The sequence below is a fragment of the Nocardia aurantia genome, from assembly GCF_009604425.1.
Classification (GTDB): domain Bacteria; phylum Actinomycetota; class Actinomycetes; order Mycobacteriales; family Mycobacteriaceae; genus Nocardia; species Nocardia aurantia.
The window spans coordinates 25203-46828 of record NZ_WEGI01000009.1 but is presented as its reverse complement, the minus strand read 5'-3'; the positions used below and the strand labels follow the sequence as shown (position 1 = coordinate 46828).

22 protein-coding genes are annotated in these 21626 nt (G+C 68.1%); 11 read left to right on the top strand and 11 right to left on the bottom strand.

The features are described from left to right. Positions 1-228: 228 nt before the first annotated feature. Positions 229-1161 carry a type I pantothenate kinase gene (gene coaA, locus NRB56_RS20370; protein WP_153344603.1) on the top strand — a complete coding sequence of 311 codons (933 nt, stop codon included), beginning with the start codon at positions 229-231 and terminating at the stop codon, positions 1159-1161. A gap of 49 nt (positions 1162-1210) precedes the next feature. Here the strand turns inward: coaA and NRB56_RS20365 are convergent, their stop codons facing one another. After that, entirely contained in the window at positions 1211-1984 is a 774-nt protein-coding gene (locus NRB56_RS20365) for an isoprenyl transferase (protein ID WP_319943262.1), read from the bottom strand. A gap of 388 nt (positions 1985-2372) precedes the next feature. Here NRB56_RS20365 and trhA point away from each other — a divergent pair, with 388 nt between their 5' ends. Further along, on the top strand, positions 2373-2993 hold the full coding sequence (trhA, locus tag NRB56_RS20360; protein WP_153345135.1) for a PAQR family membrane homeostasis protein TrhA: 621 nt from the start codon (positions 2373-2375) through the stop codon (positions 2991-2993). Between the two features lie 6 nt (positions 2994-2999). Next, positions 3000-4805, top strand: coding sequence for an adenylate/guanylate cyclase domain-containing protein (locus NRB56_RS20355; RefSeq protein ID WP_227838081.1), 1806 nt, complete (start codon positions 3000-3002; stop codon positions 4803-4805). A 352-nt stretch (positions 4806-5157) separates the two neighbouring features. On the opposite strand, the gene infA is transcribed toward NRB56_RS20355, so the two are convergent. The 3 genes from infA to NRB56_RS20340 all read right to left on the bottom strand — a co-directional run bounded on the left by infA (position 5158) and on the right by NRB56_RS20340 (position 8743). Continuing rightward, the gene (gene infA, locus NRB56_RS20350) at positions 5158-5388 is read right to left on the bottom strand and encodes a translation initiation factor IF-1 (protein ID WP_153344601.1); all 231 of its coding nucleotides are present in this window, start codon (positions 5386-5388) and stop codon (positions 5158-5160) included. Next, positions 5385-6086: a GNAT family N-acetyltransferase gene (locus NRB56_RS20345; protein ID WP_319943261.1), complete on the bottom strand. Its 702-nt coding sequence runs from the start codon at positions 6084-6086 to the stop codon at positions 5385-5387. The genes infA and NRB56_RS20345 overlap by 4 nt, the downstream gene beginning before the upstream one ends. Before the next feature lie 545 nt (positions 6087-6631). Then, a complete protein-coding gene (locus NRB56_RS20340; protein WP_153344597.1) occupies positions 6632-8743 on the bottom strand; it encodes a thioredoxin domain-containing protein in 2112 nt (703 codons plus the stop codon). On the opposite strand from NRB56_RS20340, the gene NRB56_RS20335 reads away from it, so the two are divergent. The 3 genes from NRB56_RS20335 to NRB56_RS20325 all read left to right on the top strand — a co-directional run bounded on the left by NRB56_RS20335 (position 8742) and on the right by NRB56_RS20325 (position 9931). Then, complete coding sequence (locus NRB56_RS20335) at positions 8742-9041, top strand: type II toxin-antitoxin system Phd/YefM family antitoxin (RefSeq protein ID WP_153344595.1); 300 nt, start codon at positions 8742-8744, stop codon at positions 9039-9041. The genes NRB56_RS20340 and NRB56_RS20335 overlap by 2 nt on opposite strands. Then, positions 9041-9430 carry a type II toxin-antitoxin system VapC family toxin gene (locus tag NRB56_RS20330; RefSeq protein ID WP_153344594.1) on the top strand — a complete coding sequence of 130 codons (390 nt, stop codon included), beginning with the start codon at positions 9041-9043 and terminating at the stop codon, positions 9428-9430. Before NRB56_RS20335 ends, NRB56_RS20330 begins: the two co-directional genes overlap by 1 nt. Positions 9431-9565: 135 nt before the next feature. Continuing rightward, positions 9566-9931 (top strand): effector-associated constant component EACC1, encoded by a 366-nt coding sequence (locus NRB56_RS20325; protein WP_319943260.1) that lies wholly within the window; start codon positions 9566-9568, stop codon positions 9929-9931. Between the two features lie 54 nt (positions 9932-9985). Here NRB56_RS20325 and NRB56_RS20320 read toward each other — a convergent pair whose 3' ends face one another. Continuing rightward, positions 9986-10948, bottom strand: a complete 963-nt coding sequence (locus NRB56_RS20320; RefSeq protein ID WP_153344590.1) for an alpha/beta hydrolase — start codon at positions 10946-10948, stop codon at positions 9986-9988. 194 nt (positions 10949-11142) lie between these two features. Here NRB56_RS20320 and NRB56_RS20315 point away from each other — a divergent pair, with 194 nt between their 5' ends. Together NRB56_RS20315 and NRB56_RS20310 are read left to right on the top strand one after the other, a co-directional pair. Continuing rightward, positions 11143-12144: a GlxA family transcriptional regulator gene (locus NRB56_RS20315; protein ID WP_227838079.1), complete on the top strand. Its 1002-nt coding sequence runs from the start codon at positions 11143-11145 to the stop codon at positions 12142-12144. Positions 12145-12244: 100 nt separating this feature from the next. Then, a complete protein-coding gene (locus tag NRB56_RS20310; RefSeq protein ID WP_153344586.1) occupies positions 12245-12958 on the top strand; it encodes an alpha/beta hydrolase in 714 nt (237 codons plus the stop codon). Between the two features lie 255 nt (positions 12959-13213). On the opposite strand, the gene NRB56_RS20305 is transcribed toward NRB56_RS20310, so the two are convergent. Both NRB56_RS20305 and mca read right to left on the bottom strand, forming a co-directional pair. Further along, entirely contained in the window at positions 13214-13471 is a 258-nt protein-coding gene (locus NRB56_RS20305) for a hypothetical protein (RefSeq protein WP_153344584.1), read from the bottom strand. Further along, entirely contained in the window at positions 13471-14385 is a 915-nt protein-coding gene (gene mca / locus NRB56_RS20300) for a mycothiol conjugate amidase Mca (protein ID WP_319943259.1), read from the bottom strand. The genes NRB56_RS20305 and mca overlap by 1 nt, the downstream gene beginning before the upstream one ends. Positions 14386-14580: 195 nt before the next feature. Between mca and NRB56_RS20295 the strand changes: the two genes are divergently transcribed. Together NRB56_RS20295 and greA are read left to right on the top strand one after the other, a co-directional pair. Then, positions 14581-15060, top strand: coding sequence for a DUF4307 domain-containing protein (locus tag NRB56_RS20295; protein WP_153344582.1), 480 nt, complete (start codon positions 14581-14583; stop codon positions 15058-15060). 353 nt (positions 15061-15413) lie between these two features. After that, entirely contained in the window at positions 15414-15908 is a 495-nt protein-coding gene (gene greA, locus NRB56_RS20290) for a transcription elongation factor GreA (RefSeq protein WP_153344580.1), read from the top strand. 89 nt (positions 15909-15997) lie between these two features. On the opposite strand, the gene NRB56_RS20285 is transcribed toward greA, so the two are convergent. Continuing rightward, positions 15998-17146: a cystathionine gamma-synthase gene (locus NRB56_RS20285; RefSeq protein WP_153344578.1), complete on the bottom strand. Its 1149-nt coding sequence runs from the start codon at positions 17144-17146 to the stop codon at positions 15998-16000. Between the two features lie 173 nt (positions 17147-17319). On the opposite strand from NRB56_RS20285, the gene NRB56_RS20280 reads away from it, so the two are divergent. Then, entirely contained in the window at positions 17320-17661 is a 342-nt protein-coding gene (locus NRB56_RS20280) for a DUF6401 family natural product biosynthesis protein (protein ID WP_153344576.1), read from the top strand. Between the two features lie 69 nt (positions 17662-17730). Here NRB56_RS20280 and NRB56_RS20275 read toward each other — a convergent pair whose 3' ends face one another. The 3 genes from NRB56_RS20275 to NRB56_RS20265 form a co-directional block, all read right to left on the bottom strand. Further along, positions 17731-18561 carry a mechanosensitive ion channel family protein gene (locus NRB56_RS20275; protein ID WP_319943258.1) on the bottom strand — a complete coding sequence of 277 codons (831 nt, stop codon included), beginning with the start codon at positions 18559-18561 and terminating at the stop codon, positions 17731-17733. Positions 18562-18756: 195 nt separating this feature from the next. Then, positions 18757-19386 carry a transglycosylase SLT domain-containing protein gene (locus NRB56_RS20270; RefSeq protein WP_153344572.1) on the bottom strand — a complete coding sequence of 210 codons (630 nt, stop codon included), beginning with the start codon at positions 19384-19386 and terminating at the stop codon, positions 18757-18759. Positions 19387-20196: 810 nt separating this feature from the next. Further along, positions 20197-21576, bottom strand: a complete 1380-nt coding sequence (locus NRB56_RS20265) for a cystathionine beta-synthase (RefSeq protein WP_153344571.1) — start codon at positions 21574-21576, stop codon at positions 20197-20199. Between the last annotated feature and the right edge of the window lie 50 nt (positions 21577-21626).

Genomic DNA, 21626 nt, shown 5'->3' with positions numbered 1-21626 from the left:
TAGTCCGCCGACGTGGACCGGCGCAGCGCCGCGATGCCGTCCGCACAGTGCGCGCATCATCGCGGAGAGAAATATCACTCCAAGTTACCCAGCGGTAGTGCGACCCCGGATGCGGCAGGCTGTTGGCCCGGAGGACAATTCGGTTATGCGAGCAGCGTCGTACGGATCACGCCGTGGTGATGCCGCTCGCCCGAACAACGAAGTTTGGCGGGACGGGGTCGTGGGTAAATGGCACGGATGAGCGAGCCGAGTCCCTATGTGGAATTCGACCGTAAACAGTGGCGCACGCTGCGGAAATCCACTCCTCTGGTACTCACCGAGGAAGAACTGACCGGTCTGCGCGGACTCGGCGAGCAGATCGATCTGGAAGAGGTCGCCGAGGTCTATCTGCCACTGGCCCGGCTCATCCATCTGCAGGTGGCGGCCCGGCAGCGATTGTTCGCGGCGACCGCGACGTTCCTCGGCGAAACCCATCCCGATCAGCAGGTGCCGTTCGTGATCGGCATCGCCGGCAGCGTGGCCGTGGGCAAATCCACCACCGCCCGCGTCCTGCAGGCCCTGCTGGCCAGGTGGGAGCACCATCCCCGGGTGGACCTCATCACCACCGACGGATTCCTCTATCCCACAGCGGAATTGAACCGTCGCGGAATCATGCACCGGAAGGGTTTTCCGGAGAGTTACGACCGGCGTAAGTTGCTGCGTTTCGTCACCGAGGTGAAATCCGGTGCGGCCGAGGTCTGCGCGCCGGTGTATTCACATATCCTGTACGACATCGTGCCGAATGATTTCCACTGCGTGCGGCAGCCCGACATCCTCGTCGTGGAGGGATTGAACGTACTGCAGACCGGGCCGCGGCTGATGGTTTCGGACCTCTTCGATTTCTCGATCTATGTCGACGCGCGCATCGAGGATATCGAGCAGTGGTATATCAATCGCTTTCTGACACTGCGTAAGACGGCATTCTCGGACCCCAATTCGCACTTCCACCACTATGCGAAGCTGACCGACGACGAGGCGACCGCCACCGCGCAGGAGATCTGGAACTCCACCAACCGGCCGAATCTGGTGGAGAACATTCTGCCCACCCGCCCGCGCGCGACCCTGGTGCTGCGCAAGGACAGCGACCACACCATCAATCGAATCCGGTTGCGCAAGCTCTGATTACGGCTCGCCGGACCGGCGGTAACCCCGACGCCGGACCGGCGGTCGCTCAGACACCGTACCGGCGGTGCCGGGCGGCGTAATCACGAAGCGCGCGAAGGAAATCCACCCGCCGGAACGCCGGCCAGTACGCCTCGGTGAACCAGATCTCCGAATATGCGCTCTGCCACAACAGGAATCCGGACAGCCGCTGCTCGCCGGAGGTGCGGATGACCAGATCCGGATCGGGCTGGCCCGAGGTGTAGAGGTGCTGGCCGATCGCCTCGACGGTGATCGACTGGACCAGATCCTCACCGGTCTCACCGGCGGCCATCTCCTGGCGCACCAGGGAGCGCACCGCGTCGGCGATCTCCTGACGGCCGCCGTATCCGATCGCGACGTTGACGTGCACCCCGCTGCGGCCGTGCGTCTCCGCGGCGGCCTTCTCCATCCGGCGCGCGATCTCGCCCGGCAGGCCGTCGAGCGAGCCGACGATACGCACGCTCCAGTTCTTCTCGGGCGCGGACAATTCCTCGACGACGTCGGGGATGACCTCGAACAGGGTTTCCAGCTCGTCCGGCGCGCGCCGCAGGTTCTCGGTGGAGAGCAGATAGACGGTGACCAGCTCGATACCCTCGGCATGGCACCAGTCGACGAGTTCGGCGATCTTCAGCGCGCCGACCCGATGACCGTGCGCGACATCGGTGAACCCGTTCTCCCGGGCCCAGCGCCGGTTGCCGTCGCAGACCACCGCGACGTGCCGGGGATGTTGCCGGCCGGCGAGTTGCTTCGACAGCCGCGTCTCGTACACGCGATACGGCAGCAGCCGCAGCTTGCCCCTCACGCCGCGCCTCCGGCCCCGCTCATCGATCGCTCCCGGTTCGGCCTCGGCTGTCCGTCACAGGTGCTCGACCGCCTCTCCGCGTTCTCCATACTCGTCCGCCTCTGCGCGATGCTGGTTCACCTCTCCGCGAGTTCGGCCGCACGAGTCGGAGCCGCGGTGGCTGGCACAGGTCATACCCTAGTGCGGCCGGGTAGGCAGGCCCCAGGGAAGGCACCCGTGTACTCCCACCAAATCAGCCGTGGCCCGCCGGGTGCAAGTCGGGCGGGGCGGTACAGTGACGAAGCAAACCTACGGAACCGTAGGTTACTCGGGAGGTAAGTACGTGTCCGTGGATGATGGGCCGGTGACCGGCGTTCCGGCGGCCGTGGAGGCCGTGGTCAGACCGCTGATGCGGGGGTGGATCCACACGTACGCCGTCGGCTTCGCGGCCGTCGCGGGCGCCGTGCTGGTCTCCGTCGCGGCGACGCGGTCCGCCCTGGCCGGTTGGTCCACCCTGGTGTATGCGGTGACCGTGTGCGGGGTGTTCGGGGTGAGCGCCACCTATCACCGGGTGACCTGGCGCAGCGACCGCACCCGGATGCGGATGAAGCGCGCCGACCATTCGATGATCTTCCTGTTCATCGCGGGCAGCTACACCCCCTTCGCGCTGCTCGGGCTGCCGCGGCGGGCCGGCGTCACGCTGCTGACCGTGGTGTGGATCGGCGCGGCGGCGGGCGTGGCCCTGAAACTGTTGTGGCCCACCGCGCCACGCTGGGTCGGGGTACCGCTGTATCTGCTGCTCGGCTGGGCGATCGTGCCGGTGGCGGCCACGCTCACCCATCGGGTCGGAGTGACGCCGATGGTCCTGCTGCTGGTCGGCGGCATCGCCTACAGCGTCGGCGCGATCCTGTACGCGGCCAAATGGCCCGATCCGTGGCCCAGGGTCTTCGGTCACCACGAGTTCTTCCATGCGGCAACGGTTCTCGCGGCGATATGTCACTACGTGGCGGTGTGGCTGGTACTACCGTAGACGCTCATGGGCCGGCTGATTCTGTGGGCGCTGCGGGCACGCTGGGGCCTGTCGACGGTGGTGATGGCCTGCAACCTCAGCGGCCTCGCCGTGATCGTCACCGAGCTGTGGCTCAGCGGATTCCTCGGCCGGATGGGCACGGACTGGATGGCGGCGGTGTCCCGGATCGCGATCTATCCGGCACTGGGCGCGCTGGCCGGAATCGTGCTGGCCGTGCGGGACCGCGACCACTACTTCGGCTGGCTCGACGCCGACCGCGGGCCCGGACCGGCGGAAGCGCGTCGCCTGCTGCAACTGCCGATCGCGATCACCGCACGGGCACTGGCGATCTGGCTGCCGGGCGTACTCATCGCGGGCGTCCTGTTCACCCGCGAGATCGACGGCCGGGCGCTGCCCACTGTGCTCGGCATGTTCACCCTCGGCGCATTCGAATCGGCCGGTCTGACCTTCCTGATCGTCGATCGGATGATCCGGCCGACCATCCCCGCGGTGGCCGCCGTGCTCGGTTCCGCGATGCACTGGAGTTCCACCGTCCTGAACCGCGTGGTGGTGTCGTGGATCGTGTCGGCGGCGGTGCCGATGCTGGGCCTGATCACCGTGCTGTCCGACGCCGAGGCGGGCACCGCGGAACGGGTGCGCACCGGCATCTACCTGGCCTCCATCAGCATCGTCGTGGGCGCGCTGGCGACCGCGACCCTCGCGCTGGCCGTCGCCGAACCGCTGCGGCTGCTGCGCCGCGCGGTGGACCGGGTGGCCCGTGGCGACCTCGACGTCGCCGTCCCGATCGGCAGCACCAGCGAGATCGGCCGGCTGGAACATTCGGTGAACGAACTGGTCGCGAATCTCCGTGAGCGCGAACGCATGCGGGAGGTCTTCGGCCGCCACGTCGGCCCGGAGGTGGCCGAACGCGCCCTCGCCGGCGGCGCCGACCTCACCGGCGACCTGCGCGAGGTGACCACCCTGTTCGTCGATGTCACGGGATCGGTGCAACTGTCCACCGGGCTGCCGCCGCGCGAATTCGTCGCCACCCTGAACCGTTTGCTGGCGACGGTGGTCACAGCCACCGAGGAGAACGGCGGCCTGGTCAACAAGTTCGAGGGAGACGCGGCGCTGTGCATCTTCGGTGCGCCGGTTCCCATGGCGGACAACGCGACTCCCGCCTTGCGGGCCGCCCGCCGGATCCGCGACGAGGTGCTCGCGGCCGCCGAACTCGACATCGGCATCGGGGTGGCGCGCGGGTTGGTGTTCGCCGGTGATGTCGGCACCGACACCCGGCTGGAGTTCACCGTGATCGGCGACGCGGTCAACGAGGCGGCGCGCCTCACCAGCGAGGCCAAACGGGTGCCGCGGCGAATCCTGGTGAGCCGGGCGGTGATCGACGCCGCCACCGATGCCGAAGGCGCGAACTGGCGACGGTACGAAACCATCCACCTGCGCGGCCGGCTGGAGCCGACGGACTGCTTCACGGATATCCCGGCGGGTTCGTCCGGCGAGAACGGTTCGGCGCCAAATCTTCCCGGCGCCACTCCAGGCCTTCCCTCCACCGCGCCGGGCCTTCCCCTCATCGCGCCGGGCGTCCCTGACACCACACCGGACGTTCCCGGCACCGATGCGGCCGAGCTCGGCCGTTCGGCGGAACCATCGCCCGGCACGGTGGAAGTGATAGCCGAGGCGACCGGCCCCATCGCCGATACCGCCGCGCCCGTGGGGGGTTACCCGGACCCGGAGACCGGCACAGCCGACCCCCTGATCGACACCGGTGACCCGTTGCCGACACAGTCACCTTCCTCATCGGCACAACCGCACCTGTGAAGGATGTGCAAAGCACCCCCGGGCCGAACCCTGTGACCCGATCGTCTCGATGCCGCTGCGATCGAATTCTTCGTCAGCACAGTCGATTTCATGAAGGTACAGCCGACCTGTGACTACGCACAGCGGAATCGATTCAACCGCAGTGCGTCCAGAGCCACAGCCACCGACCCCGCTGCGGCCGGGCCGAGCCGCGAGGACTACCAGCCTTTGCCCGGCAGCAGTGGGCGGTGCGGACACAGCCGAACCGGCTTTCGTGGTCGGTACACACGGTTTCCGGACCGGCACGGCGGAACCGGATCGGCCGGGGCAGCGCAACCGTGCCGGGCACCGGGGTGCCCGGCACGGTCCAGCCCTATGTCCGATACCGGAACAGGATTCGGCCACGGGCCAGATCGTAGGGACTCAGCTCCACGAGCACCCGGTCCTGCGGCAGGATCTTGATGTAGTTCTTCCGGATCTTCCCGCTGATGTGCGCGAGTACCGTATGCCCGTTCGGGAGTTCCACCTTGAACGTGGCGTTACGCAGGCACTCGACGACCGTGCCCTCGATCTCGATGCCCTTGCCGTTCGCCCGATCGCTCATCGCAGCACCAACTCGATGTTGCTGCCTGCACGGCGGCCGGCGAGTCCGTCGAACAGTGCCACGGCGGCGGTGTTGCCGGCGTCGACGTACGCCGACACCGTGCCGATCCCGGACCGGTGCAGTTCGTCCAGAACCCCCGTGAGCAGGGCTCGGGCGATGCCGCGGCGGCGATGTCCGGCGCGCACGGCGACGAATTCGATCCGCGCGTGGCGACGGCGCGAGACGATCCGGAGCAGGCCGACGATGTCGCCGGACCTGTCCGCGACCGCGTATCGGGCCGGATCAATCGCCGCCCCGCCCCGGCAGTCCGTGATCTCGACCGGCATCCGGTCCGGCCCGACCTCGGCACGAATCATGTTGTACGCCTGAAGAAGTGGTTCTTCGGGTAGCGCACCGAGTGGCAGGACGATCACCTCCCCGAGATCCGTGGCCGCACCCCGCCCGGCGACCCGTGGGTCGGTGGATACGAGATATTCCCACTCCCGGCGACCGGCGGTGAAACCGGCACGCTCCCAAGCGGTTCGCAGGTCGATGTCGACCTCGTCGACGATCGTGTGGAGCGGTGTCGGCAGATTCGGCACCATCGCCTCGGCCAGCCGGTCGAAGACCGCCTCATGCCATGCGTCGATGCTGAGGAATACCCTGCCGTCGGGCCGCCGGGAGGCTTCGGCGCGGCCGACCACCAGGTCATCGGCCACCGCGTGCCATTGTGTTTCCGCAACTCGGGTGATGGTTACGGTGGATCCACCCGTATCGGGTGAGGAATTCGCGAAGTTCATCGGACGTCGCCTTTCGGGATTGCCTTGTTGCTGAGGCACTCCCGGCGACGGCTACATCGTTCGCCAAACCGTGACGACGACAGGGAGGCCCCACATGGACACAGTGTTCACGGGTCTCACCTCCTCGCTGGATGTCACGGTGTCCGGGACACTATCAGTCGGCACGTCTCCCCCGCCAACCCTTTTCGACCGCGGCCGATCGGGCAAGCGTTTCGCCGAACCGTCCCGGGTCGCCGCCCGAGTGGAGTCCTCTCGCCGACACGAGGCCTGGTGGCCGGGCCGGCGGGACTCCGCCACCTGAACGATCGAGGACCATCCGACCGAAACCCGAAGGCAGACGGCCCAACTTTCGCAGAGCTCTCCGATCGGCCGAGGGACCCGGCCGAGTTCGGCGTGAGCGCGGCCGACGGGCATCGCGAGCCCCGGCCGACGCACCGCAAGTCGGCCGACCCCATGGTCTCCGATCAGCGGACCGCATTCAGTGCGTCGACCAATGCCGCCGGTTCGGTGACCGGGAGATCACACACGGTGCCGTGGCAGACATAGGCGGCGGACCGCCCGGCGACAGGCGGTCGGTCGATCAGCAAGGGGCTCGAGTTCTCCTGTCCGGCAAGGACTGCCGAGCCGCCGGGAGCGAAACGACGTGCGGCGGTGAGCAGTTCGACCGCCTCCGCGTCATCGGGCAGGGCGACCGCGACCTGGATCGGCCCGGCCAGAGCCGCCTCGGCGACGGCCAGCCAATGGCCACCGGAGCGCGCCGCGCGGGCCAGCACGATCGCGCCACGGGTGAGAGTGGCGTCGGCCAGTGCCCGATAGCGCCCGGCCCGCTCGGCGCCGGTGAGCACCGAGGCGGTCAGCAGCGCCTCGGCGAGTGCCGAGGCGCCGGCCGGGGTGGCGCCGTCGAAAGGATCACGAGGCCGGGTGACCAGCGATTCGGCGTCGACAGCGGTGTCGAACCAGCTGCCGGACTGCGCGGAGTCGGCGAACAGCTCGATGGCGGCATCGAGCAGACGCTCGGCGGGAGCAAGCCACTGTGGGTCGCCGGTGGCCTGGTACAGGGCGAGCAGACCGGTGACCAGCCAGGCGTAGTCCTCCAGCACGCCGGGCGCCGAACCGGCCACCCCGCCCAGCGAGGCCCGCACCACCCGGTCACCCTGGACATGCTCGGCCAGCAGATACCGCGCACAACCGGCAGCCGCCTCGACCCATTCCGAATGCCCCAGCGCCGCACCAGCTTCGGCGAGCGCAGTGATCGCTATGCCGTTCCAGGCGGTGACCACCTTGTCGTCCCGATCCGGCTGCGGTCGCCGATCCCGGGCCGCGCGCAACCGCTCCCGAATCCGCTCGAACCGCTCGGGATCCTCCGGGTCGCGGTACCGGGTGAGCACCGAACTCCCGTGCTCGAAGGTGCCCTCGGCGGTGACATTGAAAAACGTTGCGGCCCAATCACCGTCGTCCGCACCGAGCGTGTCCCGCAACTGCTCGGGCGTCCACACGTACGTGGCCCCCTCGACCCCCGGCGCCCCGGGCTCGAGGTGCGTGTCGGCGTCGAAAGCCGAGGCGAACCCGCCCTCGGCGGTACCCAGATCGTCGATCAGGAATCGAGCCGTCTCGGCAGCCACCCGCACGGAGGACGAACCCAACTGTCCCACAGTCACATTCGAGAACCGCCGAGCGAGATGACCGTACACCCGCAGCAATTGCGCATTGTCGTACAGCATCTTCTCGAAATGCGGTACCACCCAGGCGGCGTCGACCGAGTATCGCGCGAACCCACCCCGCAACTGGTCGTAGATGCCGCCCCGCGCCATCGCCTCGGCGGTCAGCGCGGCCGCCGCGAGCGCCTGCTCGTCACCGGTGCGCTCGACGTGCCGCAACAGCCCCTCCAGCAACGCCGACGGCGGAAACTTCGGCGCACCCCCGAATCCGCCGTTGCGCGAATCGACATCGCGGATCACCGCAGCCACCGCCTGCTCCAGCAACTCCGGCGTCACACTCGCATCGGTCTCCGGCAACCCGTCGGCCTGCGACCGCAACGCCGCCACCACCTGCCCCGCCGCCTCGTTCACCTCACCGCGCCGATTCCGCCACGTCTCCCGCACCGCCTCGAGCAACTGCGTGAACGACGGCATCCCCCCACGCGGCTCCTTGGGGTAATAGGTCCCGCAATAGAACGGATCCCCGGCCGGCGTGAGAAAACACGTCATCGGCCAGCCACCCTGCCCGGTCATGGCGACGGTCGCCGCCATGTACACGGCATCCAGATCGGGCCGCTCCTCCCGATCCACCTTCACGCACACGAAGTTCGCGTTCATCACCGCCGCGGTCGCCTCGTCCTCGAACGACTCGTGGGCCATGACATGACACCAGTGACAACTGGCATATCCGATGGACAACAGAATCGGCACATCCCGCGCCGCGGCCTCGGCCAGCGCCTCGGCATCCCACTGCCGCCAGGCCACCGGGTTGTCCGCATGCTGCCGCAAATAGGGCGAGGTCGCGCCACCGAGCCGATTCACCCCACCAGCCTCCCACACCCTGACATGTGACACATTTTTGTGACACACTCGGGGCATGACGGCCATTCCGATTCGTGAACTGTCGCACCACACGGCACGGGCCTTGGCGCTGGTCAAGGCGGGAGAGACAATCGACATCACCGAACGTGGCCGCATCATAGGCCGAATCGTCCCGGTGGACCGGGTCCAGGATATGCGGGCTCGCCTGGCAGCCGAAGGACGTATCCGACCCGCTACGAGAGGCCGCGCCGACCTGCTCGCAGATCTTCACCGCCGAGGCAGGTCGGAGGCGGTCGATGATGCGAGCCAGGTGAACGCCGCACTTCAGGAACTCCGCGACGGTGAGCGGTACTGATGCTTTATCTCGATACCAGCGCACTGGTCAAGTTGGTTCGCCTCGAGCCTGAGACCGACGCGCTCAGACACTGGCTCGGAGAACGTCCCGACCTCCCCTGGGTCGCTTCCGCGCTCGTAGAGGTCGAGTTGGTTCGCGCCGTGCGGATCGCCGCGCCTGGGGACCTCGTGCACGTCCCCGCAGTGTTGGCACGAGTGGACATCGTCGAGATCGACGGCATCGTTCGGGCGAACGCTGCCGCGGTATCGCCGGCGACAGTGCGAAGTCTCGACGCGATCCATCTGGCCACCGCCCTCGAATTGGCCACTGACCTGACGTCTTTCGTCGCTTACGACAAGCGTCTCGGCGAAGCCGCCGCCGCGGCTGGATTGAACTGGGCGGCACCGTAGTTGCCGATGAATCGCCTGCGGCTCGGACGTCGGATCGCGAAACGTGGGCCCGCGCAAGCTGTTCGGTGCTAGATTGGCGTCGCTCGAGGCGATCCGAGGGGTGGACAGGTGGACGTGGCGGAATCCGTATCCGTTGTGACATCGGGGAACAGCAGCGACCTGCACACGCTGCGATCCCGGCTGGCGGCCGAGGAAACGCTGCGCGGCCGAGTGCGGCTGATCAGCAAGGTGCCACCGGTGGGCACACTCGGTTCGGCGATCGAGACGGTGACGGTCGCGCTGCGGTCCGACGGCGCGGCGATGGCGCTGGCCGGCGCGCTCGTCGCGTGGATCCGCACCCAGCCCGGTGACCTCACAGTGAATGTGTCTCGATCCGACGGCACGACGGTCGAGCTCAGCGCCGAGCGGGCACGGCTGGACGACGAGAACACCCGCTCGCTACTGACCGATCTCCTGGCGGGCTCGGTGGATGCGCACGACACCCGCACCGGACAAGGCTGAATCCGCCGGCTCGGAGCGCCGGTCCGGGCGAGCGGACCGGCGAACCCGGGACGGTCAGTCGTGCAGTGCCGCGGACAGGGCCGCGACCGCCTGTGCCACAGCGGCTTTCGCCGCATTGGTGTCGTGCAGGGTGTTCAGCATCACGAAGTCGTGGGTGATGGCGCCGTAGCGGACCTGGGTTACCGGGACGCCGGCGGTGCGGAGTTTGGCGGCGTAGGCCTCCCCCTCGTCCCGGAGCACATCGGCCTCGGCGGTGATGATCAGGGCCGGCGGGAGGTCCGCCAGTTGTTCGGGGGTGGCCCGCAGCGGGGAGGCGGTGATCTGCGCGCGGTCGGCCTCGTCGGTGGTGTACTGGTCCCAGAACCATTGCATGCCTTCGCGAGTCAGGAAGTAGCCGGTCGCGAATTCGTGGTACGAGGGAGTGTCGAAGGCGGCGTCGGTCACCGGATAGAACAGCACCTGCTGACGGAACGACACGTCGCCGCGCTCCTTCGCCATCAGGGTGAGGGCGATGGCCATGTTGCCGCCGACGGAGTCGCCCGCGATCGCGATGCGGGTGGGGTCGAGGTTCTTGCTCGGGCCCTCGGTGGTGACCCACTGGACCACGCGATAGGACTGTTCGTTGGCGACCGGATAGTGCACCTCGGGGGAGCGATCGTATTCGGGGAAGACGACGGCCGCCCGGGCGCCCACGGCCAGGTCGCGGACCAGGCGGTCGTGGGTGTGGGCGTCGCCGAAGACCCAGCCGGCGCCGTGAGTGTAGACGATGACCGGGAGGAGGCCGGTGGCGTCCTTCGGCTTCACGATCCGGGCGCGCACGGATCCGGTGGGGCCGCCGTCCACGGTGATCCACTCCTCGTCGATCTCCGGCTTGAAGATCTCCGAATCCTGGACGCCGTCAACGGTTTTGCGGCCCTCCTCCGGTGGCATCTGATACAGGAACGGCGGCTCGGAGGTGGCGTCCACGAAATCCTGTGCGGCCGGTTCGAGAGAGATCCCGTGCGGATTGCCTGCCATGTTCGTTGTCCCTTTCGTCGCGTCGGCGCCCGCCGCGGCGAGCCACTCGAGTCTGGCGGTGGCGCGGCGTCACGGCCCCGCTGAACGGGCCAGGAATCCCTGAAAACGAGACACCCGGCGATCCGTGCGGAGGACCCTCGTGAGCAGCGAAGATCACATCATTCCGGCAGCACGGGGCCGGGATAATGGTGGACATGTCATCGATCCCGGGACCACCGCACCGACGCATCGGCTTCCTGGTCTTCGACGGCGTCAAGATGCTCGATTTCGCCGGGCCCGCAGAGGTTTTCGTGGAGGCCGGTCATTCGGTGCCGGGTTACGAGGTGGTGCTGATCTCACCGGACGGGGAGAGTGTGCAGACCTCGATCGGCGGCCGGATGGAGGTCGGCGGCGCGGCGACGGACGCCGGGCGATTCGACACCGTCGTGATCCCCGGCAGTGAGCTGCCGCCGGCCCGGTTCGTCACCGACCGGCTGCTGGCGGCGGCGTTCACGCTCTCGACGCGCACCCGCCGGCTTGCCTCCATCTGCAGCGGCGCCTTCGTACCGGCCGAACTCGGGCTGCTGGACGGCCGGCGGGCCACCACGCATTGGAAGTTCGCGCGTGAGCTCGCGCATCGGTACCCGGCGGTCGACGTGCAGGCGGATGCCATCTTCGTGCGGGACGGGAATCTGTACAGCTCGGCGGGGGTGGCCGCGGGGATCGACCTGGGGCTGGCGCTGGTCGAGGAGGATCACGGGCCGGATGTGGCGCGGCGGGTGGCCCAGTCGCTGGTGGTCTACATGCAGCGCGCGGGCGGGCAGTCGCAGTTCTCGGCCTCGCTGAGCGGGCCCGCGCCGCGCAGTGCGCTGGTGCGCGGGGTGACGGATCTGATCTGGGCCGATCCGGCGTACCCGCACACCGTGCAGACGCTGGCCGCGCACGCCCGCATCAGTCCGCGGCATCTGACCAGGTTGTTCCGCACCGAATTGGAGCGCTCGCCCGCCGACTACGTGGTGTTCGCGCGGTTCTGCACGGCCCGCGATCTGCTGCACGCCGGGCACTCGGTGACGGAGACCGCCATCGCGGCCGGATTCGGTAACAGCGAGAGTCTGCGGCGGGCCTTCGTCGCGCGGCTGGGAATCTCGCCGCGCAAGTATCAGCAGCGGTTCCGGTCGACGGAACCGTTCGTGGACGAGGATCGGGCCGTGTCCTGAACCGGTGGATTCGTGGCCCGGAGCGAGGGGCGCCCGCGGGGGTGCGGATCGAGACTTCATGGGCAGCGGGTCATCGCCGCACACCGACGAAAGGAAACGCATGCCCTCCCCCACCGTCGTCCTGGTCCACGGTGCCTTCGCCGACGCGGCCAGCTGGTCACCGGTGACCGAACGACTTCTCGCACAAAGAGTTCCGGTATTCGTACCACCGGTCTACAACCGCAGCCTGGCCGCCGACGCGGCCGCGGTGCGCGCGGTCGTGGAGCGGATCGACGGGCCGGTCCTGCTGGCCGGACACTCCTACGGCGGCGCGGTGATCACCGTGGCCGGGGCGGCCGACAACGTGATCGGGCTCGTCTACGTCGCGGGCTACGTGCTCGAGGAGGGTGAGAGCCTGGGCGCGTTGCAGGGCGGCTTCCCCGATTCCGACCTCGCGGCGCATCTGGTCTACACGCCGTACCCGGTCGCGGACGGCGAGCCGGGTACGGATGTCTCGGTGGAGCCGGACGCCTTTCCGGCGATCTTCGCGGCCGGCGTCGATCCGGTCCGGGCGCGGGTGTTCGCGGTCTCGCAGCGGCCGCTGTCGGCCGCCGCCTTCACCGAGCCCGCGTCGGTCGCGGCATGGAAGACGAAGCCCGCGTGGGGAATCGTCTCCGCAGCCGACCACACCATCAATCCGGAGGTCGAGCGGTTCGGTTACGAGCGGGCCGGACTGCGCGCGGTCGTCGAACTCGACGCACCGCACTTGGTGATGCACACCCACCCCGACGAGGTCGCGGCCGTGATCACCGGCGCGCTCGCCGAGCTGTCCTGACGGAGAATTCCCGGGTCGCGTACCGAAACGTGATCGAGCCGGGGGCCCGGAATGGGTATTTACCCGATATGAAGAACACGCTGTCCTCTCCCTCGCCAGGGACGGCGCCCACTCGCCGTCCCTGGTTCGTCGATCTCGAGGATGCCGAGCGCCGCGGCGCGCGCGGCAGCGCCGGGATCGGGTACTTCGATTGCGACTGCGACCTGTGTCGCCGTCCCGGACTGCGGTACTGAACAGGTACCGGCCGAACAGCCTTCAGGGAGTTCCGGAATCGGCCGGTTTTCCCGAATCCGGATGCGCCACACCGTGTTCGGTACCCTCATCCGCTTCCTGATCCGGTTCCGGATGCTCCGGGGAGAACTCGGCGGGCAGGCCCTTGATGTGCTTGTTCATCGAGCGGATCAGCAGGGCCGTGCCGGCCAGCAGGATCAGCACGATGACCAGGCCCAGTGGCGAGGCCTTGCCGAATTCCGGGCCGGTCGGATTGGTCGACTGCGCGAGCAGGGTGAACATCAGGACTCGTCCTCCACCGCGGTGGTCGCGGTCTCGTCGGCCTCCCGGATCCCGGCGAACAGGTCGTGTTCGGGGATCTCCGTGCGCACCCGGGTCCGGGCGAGCTCGAATTCCTCGGTGGGCCACAGGCGTTGCTGCATCTCCAGCGGAATCGCGAAGAACGCGCCGTTGGGATCGATCTGGGTGGCGTGCGCCCGCAGCGCGTCGTCGCGCTGCGGGAAGTACTTCGCGCATTCGATCTGGGTGGTGACCCGGGTCATGATGTCGCCACGCTCGGCGGCCGCGGCCCGGATGCGGTCCAGGAACTCCTGCATCGGGAACGGATCGCCGATCTTCTCGTACTCGTCGGCGAAGGTCAGCAGCCGCTGCAGGCTGAAGCCGTGGTCGTAGTAGAGCTTGAGCGGGGTCCAGGGCTCGCCCGCGTCGGGGAAGCGCTCCGGATCGCCGGCGGCCTCGAAGGCGGCGACCGACACCTTGTGGCACATGATGTGGTCGGGGTGCGGATAGCCGCCGTTCTCGTCGTACGTGGTCATCACGTGCGGCCGGAATTCGCGCACCAGCCGGACCAGCGCCTCCGTGGCCTCGTCCAGGGGCACCAGCGCGAAGCTGCCCTCCGGCAGCGGGGGCGGCGGATCACCCTCGGGCAGGCCGGAGTCGCGGAAGCCGAGCCAGTGCTGTCGCACGCCGAGCGCCTTGGCGGCCTCGGCCATCTCCTCGCGGCGTACCTCTTCGATGCGGTCGAGGACGCCGGGGATGTCCATCGCGGGATTGAGGATCGAGCCGCGTTCGCCGCCGGTGAGCGTCACCACCAGCACGTCGTCGCCCTCCGCGGCGTATTTCGCGGTGGTCGCGGCGCCCTTGCTGGACTCGTCGTCGGGATGGGCGTGCACCGCCATGAGACGAAGGCCGCTCACTTCTCGTTCACCTCGTCGCTCACCGTCGTCATCTCGTCGCTTTCGCCGTGTCGTCTCGGGGGCCGCCGCTGCGTCGTCCCGGCGCTGGGATACCGGCGGCGGAACCGCCGGGCGGAAGGGGCGCAGCTGCCCGTTCCCTATAGTTCCATCCGACCCACGCGCAATCCGACCTACCCCCCGGGAGGGTCCACCACTATGAACGAGACCACACCCGAATTCGATCCCGCCGCCGAACCCGTCCGGCGGGTGGCCGATCGCTACGGGAATGCCGGGCGGCCGGGCGCCCGGGGCACCGGACCCCGGCGGCGGCGCCGGATTCCGTTCGTGCTCGGCGCGGTGGTGGTGCTGCTCGGACTGCTCGTGGCCTATGTGGGATACCGCCAATTCGGGCCCAAGGACATCCAACCGGACGAACTCGGCTATTCGGTGGTGAACGACTCCACGGTCGACGTCCACTTCACGGTGACCCGGACCCACCCGGAGCGGCCGGCCGTCTGTTTCGTCCGGGCGATGGACGCCGACGGCAACGAACTCGGACGTCGCGAGGTTTTGATCCCGCCGTCGAGCAGTGGGACCGTAGAGGTGAACGTCCCGGTCCGCGGCACCGCCCGGCCCGCCAACGGCAACGTGTACGGATGCGGCGGCAACGTCCCGGCATATCTGAAAGCGGGCTGATCGGGTACTCCGTCGTTACCCGGAAGCACCACCGCGCTCGACCGCTCCACACCACGTTTCAGCCGCGAAACGCCCACGAAGACCCACTCCGACCTGCGAATTTATGAATCGTGGTAGAATGGGCCGATACACGGTTCCGAACATCGGAGCCGTGTTTGCTGCATTGGCGGCCAGCGCTGTCGGTTCCGGGCACACAATGCCCGCGGAACGGAACCTGCCGGGGTTCGAGGGACATCCCCCCAGGATCGCTCCAGCCGTCATGCTGCCGTATGCGCTCGACCCAGAGCGGGTACGGGCAGCGGGTATCAGAAATCCCGGGCCCGCCGGGAACAACTACTAGGGAGTTGATCGAGATGACTGAGACGAACGTGACCTGGCTCACACCGGAGTCGCATGACAGGCTCAAGGGCGAACTCGACGCGCTCATTGCCAACCGTCCGGTCATCGCGGCCGAGATCAACGAACGCCGCGAAGAAGGCGATCTCAAGGAGAACGGCGGCTACCACGCGGCTCGCGAGGAGCAGGGCCAGCAGGAGGCCCGCATCCGCCAGCTGCAGGAACTGCTGAACAATGCCAAGGTCGGCGTGCCGCCGTCGCAGGCGGGTGTCGCGCTGCCCGGCTCGGTCGTCAAGGTCTACTACGACGGCGACGAGAGCGATACCGAGACCTTCCTGATCGGCACCCGCGAGGAGGGTCTGGGCCAGTCCGATCTGGAGACCTACTCGCCGAGCTCGCCGCTGGGCGGCGCACTGCTGAACGCCAAGGTCGGCGAGACCCGCGAGTACACGCTCCCCAACGGCAACACCATGAAGGTGACGCTGCTCAGCGCGGAGCCGTACCACAGCTGAGACGCCACGGCCGATCGTGTCCCCGATCGGCGGGGGAAAGCCGAACGGCCGCACCGGATCCGGTGCGGCCGTCGGTGTCCGGGAACGGGTCAGCTCAGCGCCTGCTGCACATCCGCCAGCAGATCGGCGGCGTCCTCGATGCCGACCGACAGACGCACCAGATTGTCCGGCACCTCCAGCGCGGAGCCGGCCGTGGACGCGTGCGTCATGGCGCCGGGATGCTCGATCAGCGATTCCACTCCGCCGAGCGATTCGGCGAGGGTGAAGATCCGGGTGCGAGCGCAGAAGTCCAGCGCCGCCTGCCGGCCGCCGCGCAGGCGCACCGAGATCATGCCGCCGAACCGGCGCATCTGCTTCTGCGCGACCGCGAAACCGGGATGCTGCGGCAGGCCGGGGTAGATCACCTGCTCGACCGCCGGATGATCGACCAGGAATTCGGCCAGCGTCTCGGCGTTGTCGCAGTGCCGGTCCATCCGGACCGCCAGGGTCTTGATCCCGCGCAGGGTCAGGAAGGCGTCGGTGGGGCCGGGCACCGCGCCCGCGCCGTTCTGCAGGAAGCCGAACGCGGCGTCGAGCTCGGCGTCGTCGGTGATCAGCGCGCCGCCGATGACATCGGAATGCCCGCCGAGGTACTTGGTGGTGGAGTGCAGCACGATGTCCGCGCCGAGGTGCAGCGGCTGCTGCAGGTACGGCGAGGCGAACGTGTTGTCGACCACCAAGCGGGCCCGCCCGGCGTGCGCGATATCGGCGAGCGCGGCGATGTCACCGATGTTGAGCAGCGGATTGGTCGGCGTCTCGACCCACACCAGTTTGGTGTTCGGCCGCATCGCGGCGCGGACCGCGTCCGGGTCGGAGACCGCGGCCACCGAATACTCGATACCCCAGTTCGTGAAGACCTTGTCGATCAGGCGGAAGGTGCCGCCGTAGGCGTCGTTCGGGATGACCAGGTGATCGCCGGGCCGCAGCGTGGCTCGTAACGTACAGTCCGTGGCCGCCATGCCGGAGGCGAAGGCGCGGCCGTGGCGGCCCGACTCCAGCGCGGCCAGATTGGCCTCGAGCGCGGAACGGGTGGGGTTGCCGGTGCGCGCGTACTCGAAGCCGCCGCGCAGGCTGCCCACCCCGTCCTGGGCGAAGGTCGAGCTGGCGTAGATCGGCACGTTCACCGCGCCGGTGCGCGGATCCGGGTCGTAGCCCGCGTGTACGGCGCGGGTGGAGAACCCCAGCAAATCGTCGGTCATACCCGAGAGCCTACGGAACGGTCGCTCGGGGCGGGCGGCCACGGTACCGGGCCATCGCGCGGACGGTGAAATAACCGGAAAATAACCCGGACGAAATTCGTACGATATTCATCACAGTGCGATAAATATCGGATAACCGATAGAGTGACAACGTGTTCTCGATCGGACCTGTGATGGCTGAAGTGGCGGCGCGAAAGACTCTGAGCCGCCTGCAACTGTCGCACGGAAATCCGGCGGCCGACGCCGCGAAGGTGGTTCCCGCGCTGTCGGCGACTCTCGATCAGCACGCGGCCGCGGTTCGCGACATTCTCGATTTCGGAATCGAGAATTCCACGACCGTGCCGGTCACCGTGCTGCTGGCCGGATATGCCCGGGGTCTCGTCGAACACGCCGGCCATGAGGCCGTCCGCGCGCCGCACGACGCGGCGGGCTGGGCGGAGGCCGGTTGGCTGCCGATGCGGCTGGCCGCCGTCTGCCTGCTCGCCCCCGCGCCCCGCGCGAAAACGCAGAGATGAGCCCGAGCATCCGCCGGCAGCGGATGCTCGGGCTCCTCTCGTGATCGGGCCGCTCCCGGCCCCCGGGAGTTACGACCGGCCGTAACCGGACTGGTCGCCGTACTGATACCCCGAGGCCGTCGTGGTGGCCTGCGGATAACCGGCCTGCGGCGTCGCCGACCACTGTCGCTGCCGCGCCGCGTCCTCACGCCCGCGCTGGTACGCCTCGGCGTGGCCGCGCAGTTCGGGCATCTCGCCCTCGACGGTGTCCAGCCAGTGCTCCCAGCGCTGCTGCATGGGCCGGATCAGGCCACCGCCGAGACCGACGATCAGCACACCGGCGATCGTGGCCAGCACCGCGACCAGCACCGGAGTCGTGACCGAGGTCGCCACGCCGATCTGGTTGAGGGCGGCGATGATGCCGATACCCCAGATGAACACCGCGGCGATGCGGCCCAGCATCCGGCCGTAGGACAGGCCGCTCAGCATGTTCGAGACCAGGTCCATCACCACCCGCGCGACCGCGGCCGCGACGCAGACGATGATGATCGCCACGGCCGCCTTGGGCAGCCAGGAGACGATGCCGTCGAACATCCGGCTGATCGGGTTCGGGCCGAAGGTGCCGAAGCCGAGCTGCAGGGTGATCAACAGGATGGCGTAGTAGATCAGCTTGCTGAACATCGAGGTGGCGTCGTACCGGCTGTTCGCGAGCATCCGGTTGACTCCGCCGTGTTCGGCCAGGCGATCGAATCCGACCCGGCGCAGCACCCGGTCGCAGATTCGCGAGACCACCTTCGCGATGATCCAGCCGATCGCCAGGATGACGAGAAATCCCACCAGTTTCGGGACGAACGTCGCGACCGAACTCCACGCGTCCGTGAATCCCCTCTGGAAATCGATAGCCACAGTGGAGGTGTTCACGACCTTTCCCTTCGCATTCAGGCGCGCCCGGCCGACTGCCGTGGCTGCTGGAGAGGGTGGTGCTGGTCTCAGTAGAACACCCGCTCATCCCATTTGCACGAGTATTGCCGAGATCGTGAACTTGTCCGAAATGCCGCCGGCCGCGACCTCTTTTCGAGGTCACGGCCGGAAACGGTGTGAGGAACGGAACGCGGATCAGTACGCCGAGTTGACGTTGTCCATCGAGCCGTAGCGCGCGGCGGCGTAGTTGCAGGCCGCGGCGATGTTGGCGACCGGATCGTAGATGTCCCACGAGGTGCCGTCGACGTGGTAGGTCTGGAATGTCGGGTCGATCACCTGCAGCAGGCCCTTCGACGGAATTCCGTTGATGGCGTTGATATCCCACAGGTTGATCGCGCGCGGGTCGCCCGCGGACTCGCGGATGATGTTGCGGTAGATGCCGTCGTAGCTGGCGGGGACGCCACGCGAGTTCAGGATGTCCATGGCCTGGTGGATCCAGCCGTCCAGGTCGTTGGAGTAGACGGCCGGGGCGGGCGCGGGCGCCGGGGCCGGCTCCTGCATCGCGGCCGGGGCCGGATCGTCCACCTGCGCCGGATCGAAATCGGGGGTGACGTCGGCCACCGGGTCGTCGATCGGCTTGGCCTTGGCGGTCACCGCATCGGCGGCGGCGGCGAGGGTCGACTGCAGGGCGACCGGCTGCAGCTCGGTGCTGCGGTGGCCACCGGCGGAGGTGATGGCCGCGAAGGCGGCCAGGGCCAGGGCGCCGGCACCGGCGGTACGAGCGGCGGACTTGACGCGACTGGACTTGATGGTGCTTGCAGACATGTGTTCGTGGTTCCTATCTGGGGACGTCGGCCGTCACCGGCCTGCCACAGGCAGCACTGAACCAGGGCGTTACCCTCGGAAGGGTTCGCCCGCAAATGGCTGAGCGTGGCTTTGCTGTTGAAAGGGAGACCGGGAAGCTTGCGCTTCCCTCAGCGAAGAGGACTCTGGCTCTCCACCGACACTGACGCGACTTCAGCAGCTGACGGGCTGGCGACCCGGCGGCGAAGCGAGATGCGCGCGCGATTGCGGCAGACGCTGCGGCTGCGGTGCCGGAGGGGCACTGCGGTCGCCGTCGTGTTCCACATAAGCGTTGACAACTCCTTGAGCTTTCCAGACTTGCGGTCTGTTAACCGACAGATCACAGCCTGATCTCGCAAAGTTAAATCGATAGAAACCAAAGTTGAACTGAAGGTGAACTGGCCTTGGTTGAAGGTCTGTTCGAAAGCAAAATATTGCTCCCATCAGGCACTTTGTCCGAAACCTTAAAGTGACGTGCATCACACAAAAAGTTACCCGGTCGATACCGAGTGGCCCGATTTGTCCGAATCAGAAGTTCGCTGGACCCTGTCAGGTCACGCTGAAGACTCGGTGCAGAAGGTCCATACGGACCGGGAATCGGGCATTGATATCGGCTCGGCGACGCTCGGAGACCGGCATCCCGGCCCTCGCGACCGGAGCGCGGCGACCTGATCCGGGCGCGCGCGGACCGTCTGACCCGGCTCGCGCCGTCGCACGATCGCCGGACGGGCGCGAAAACGAGAAAACCCCGGCGGCCGCAGCCACCGGGGTTGTCGAACGAGAGTGTGCCGACTAGTTGCCGGACAGGAACCCGAGCAGATCGTGCCGGGTGATGACGCCGATCGGCTTACCGTCCTCGACGACCATCAGCGCGTCGGTGGACTCCAGCTCCTTGGTCGCCGACGAGACCGGCTCGCCCGAGCCGATCAGCGGGAACGACGGGCTCATATGCTTCGACACCGGATCGGTGAGGTGCGCACGGCCCTCGAAGACCGCCGACAGCAGATCGCGCTCGGTGACACTGCCCGCCACCTCGCCCGCCATCACCGGCGGCTCGGCGCCGACCACCGGCATCTGCGAGACACCGTATTCACGCAGGATCTCGATCGCGTCGCGCAGCGTCTCCTGCGGATGGGTGTGCACCAGATCGGGCAGGGCGCCCGACTTGCCGCGCAGCACAGCGCCCACCAGCGGCTCCGGCAACGTCGGATCCAGGCGGGTGCGCAGGAAGCCGTAGGAACTCATCCACTGGTCGTTGAAGATCTTCGACAGATAGCCGCGGCCGCCGTCGGGCAGCAGCACCACCACGACCGCGTCGGGATCACGCTCGGCCACCCGCAGCGCGGCCACCACCGCCATCCCGCAGGATCCGCCGACCAGCAGGCCCTCCTCGCGGGCCAGGCGGCGGGTCATCTCGAAGGAATCGGCGTCGGAGACGGCGATGATCTCGTCCGGCACCTCGGGGTCGTAGGCCGACGGCCAGAAATCCTCGCCCACGCCCTCGACCAGATACGGCCGGCCGGTGCCGCCCGAGTACACCGAACCCTCCGGATCGGCGCCGACGATCTGCACCTTCCCGCCGGACACCTCCTTGAGGTAGCGGCCGGTGCCGGTGATGGTGCCGCCGGTACCGACGCCGGCGACGAAGTGGGTGACCTTGCCCTCGGTGTCGCGCCAGATCTCGGGACCGGTGGTCTCGTAGTGGCTGGCCGGGCCACCGGGATTGGAGTACTGATCCGGCTTCCAGGCGCCGGGGATCTCCCGGACCAGGCGGTCGGAGACGTTGTAATAGCTGTCCGGATGTTCCGGCGCCACGGCGGTCGGGCAGACCACCACCTCGGCGCCGTAGGCCCGCAGCACGTTGCGCTTGTCCTCGCTGACCTTGTCCGGGCAGACGAAGACGCATTTGTAGCCGCGCTGCTGCGCGACCAGGGCCAGGCCCACCCCGGTGTTCCCGGACGTGGGTTCGACGATGGTGCCGCCCGGCCGCAGCAGACCGTCCCGCTCGGCGGCATCGATCATCTTGACCGCGATACGGTCCTTGGAGCTGCCGCCGGGATTCAGGTATTCGATCTTCGCCGCCACCAGGCCGGAATTCGGCTCCACCACGGAGTTCAGTCGAACGAGTGGGGTGTTGCCGATGAGATCGACGACATGGTTCGCGATGCGCATGGCATCCATCGTTGCAGAAGCGACCGACCGCCCTGCCGTGGCACCCGCCA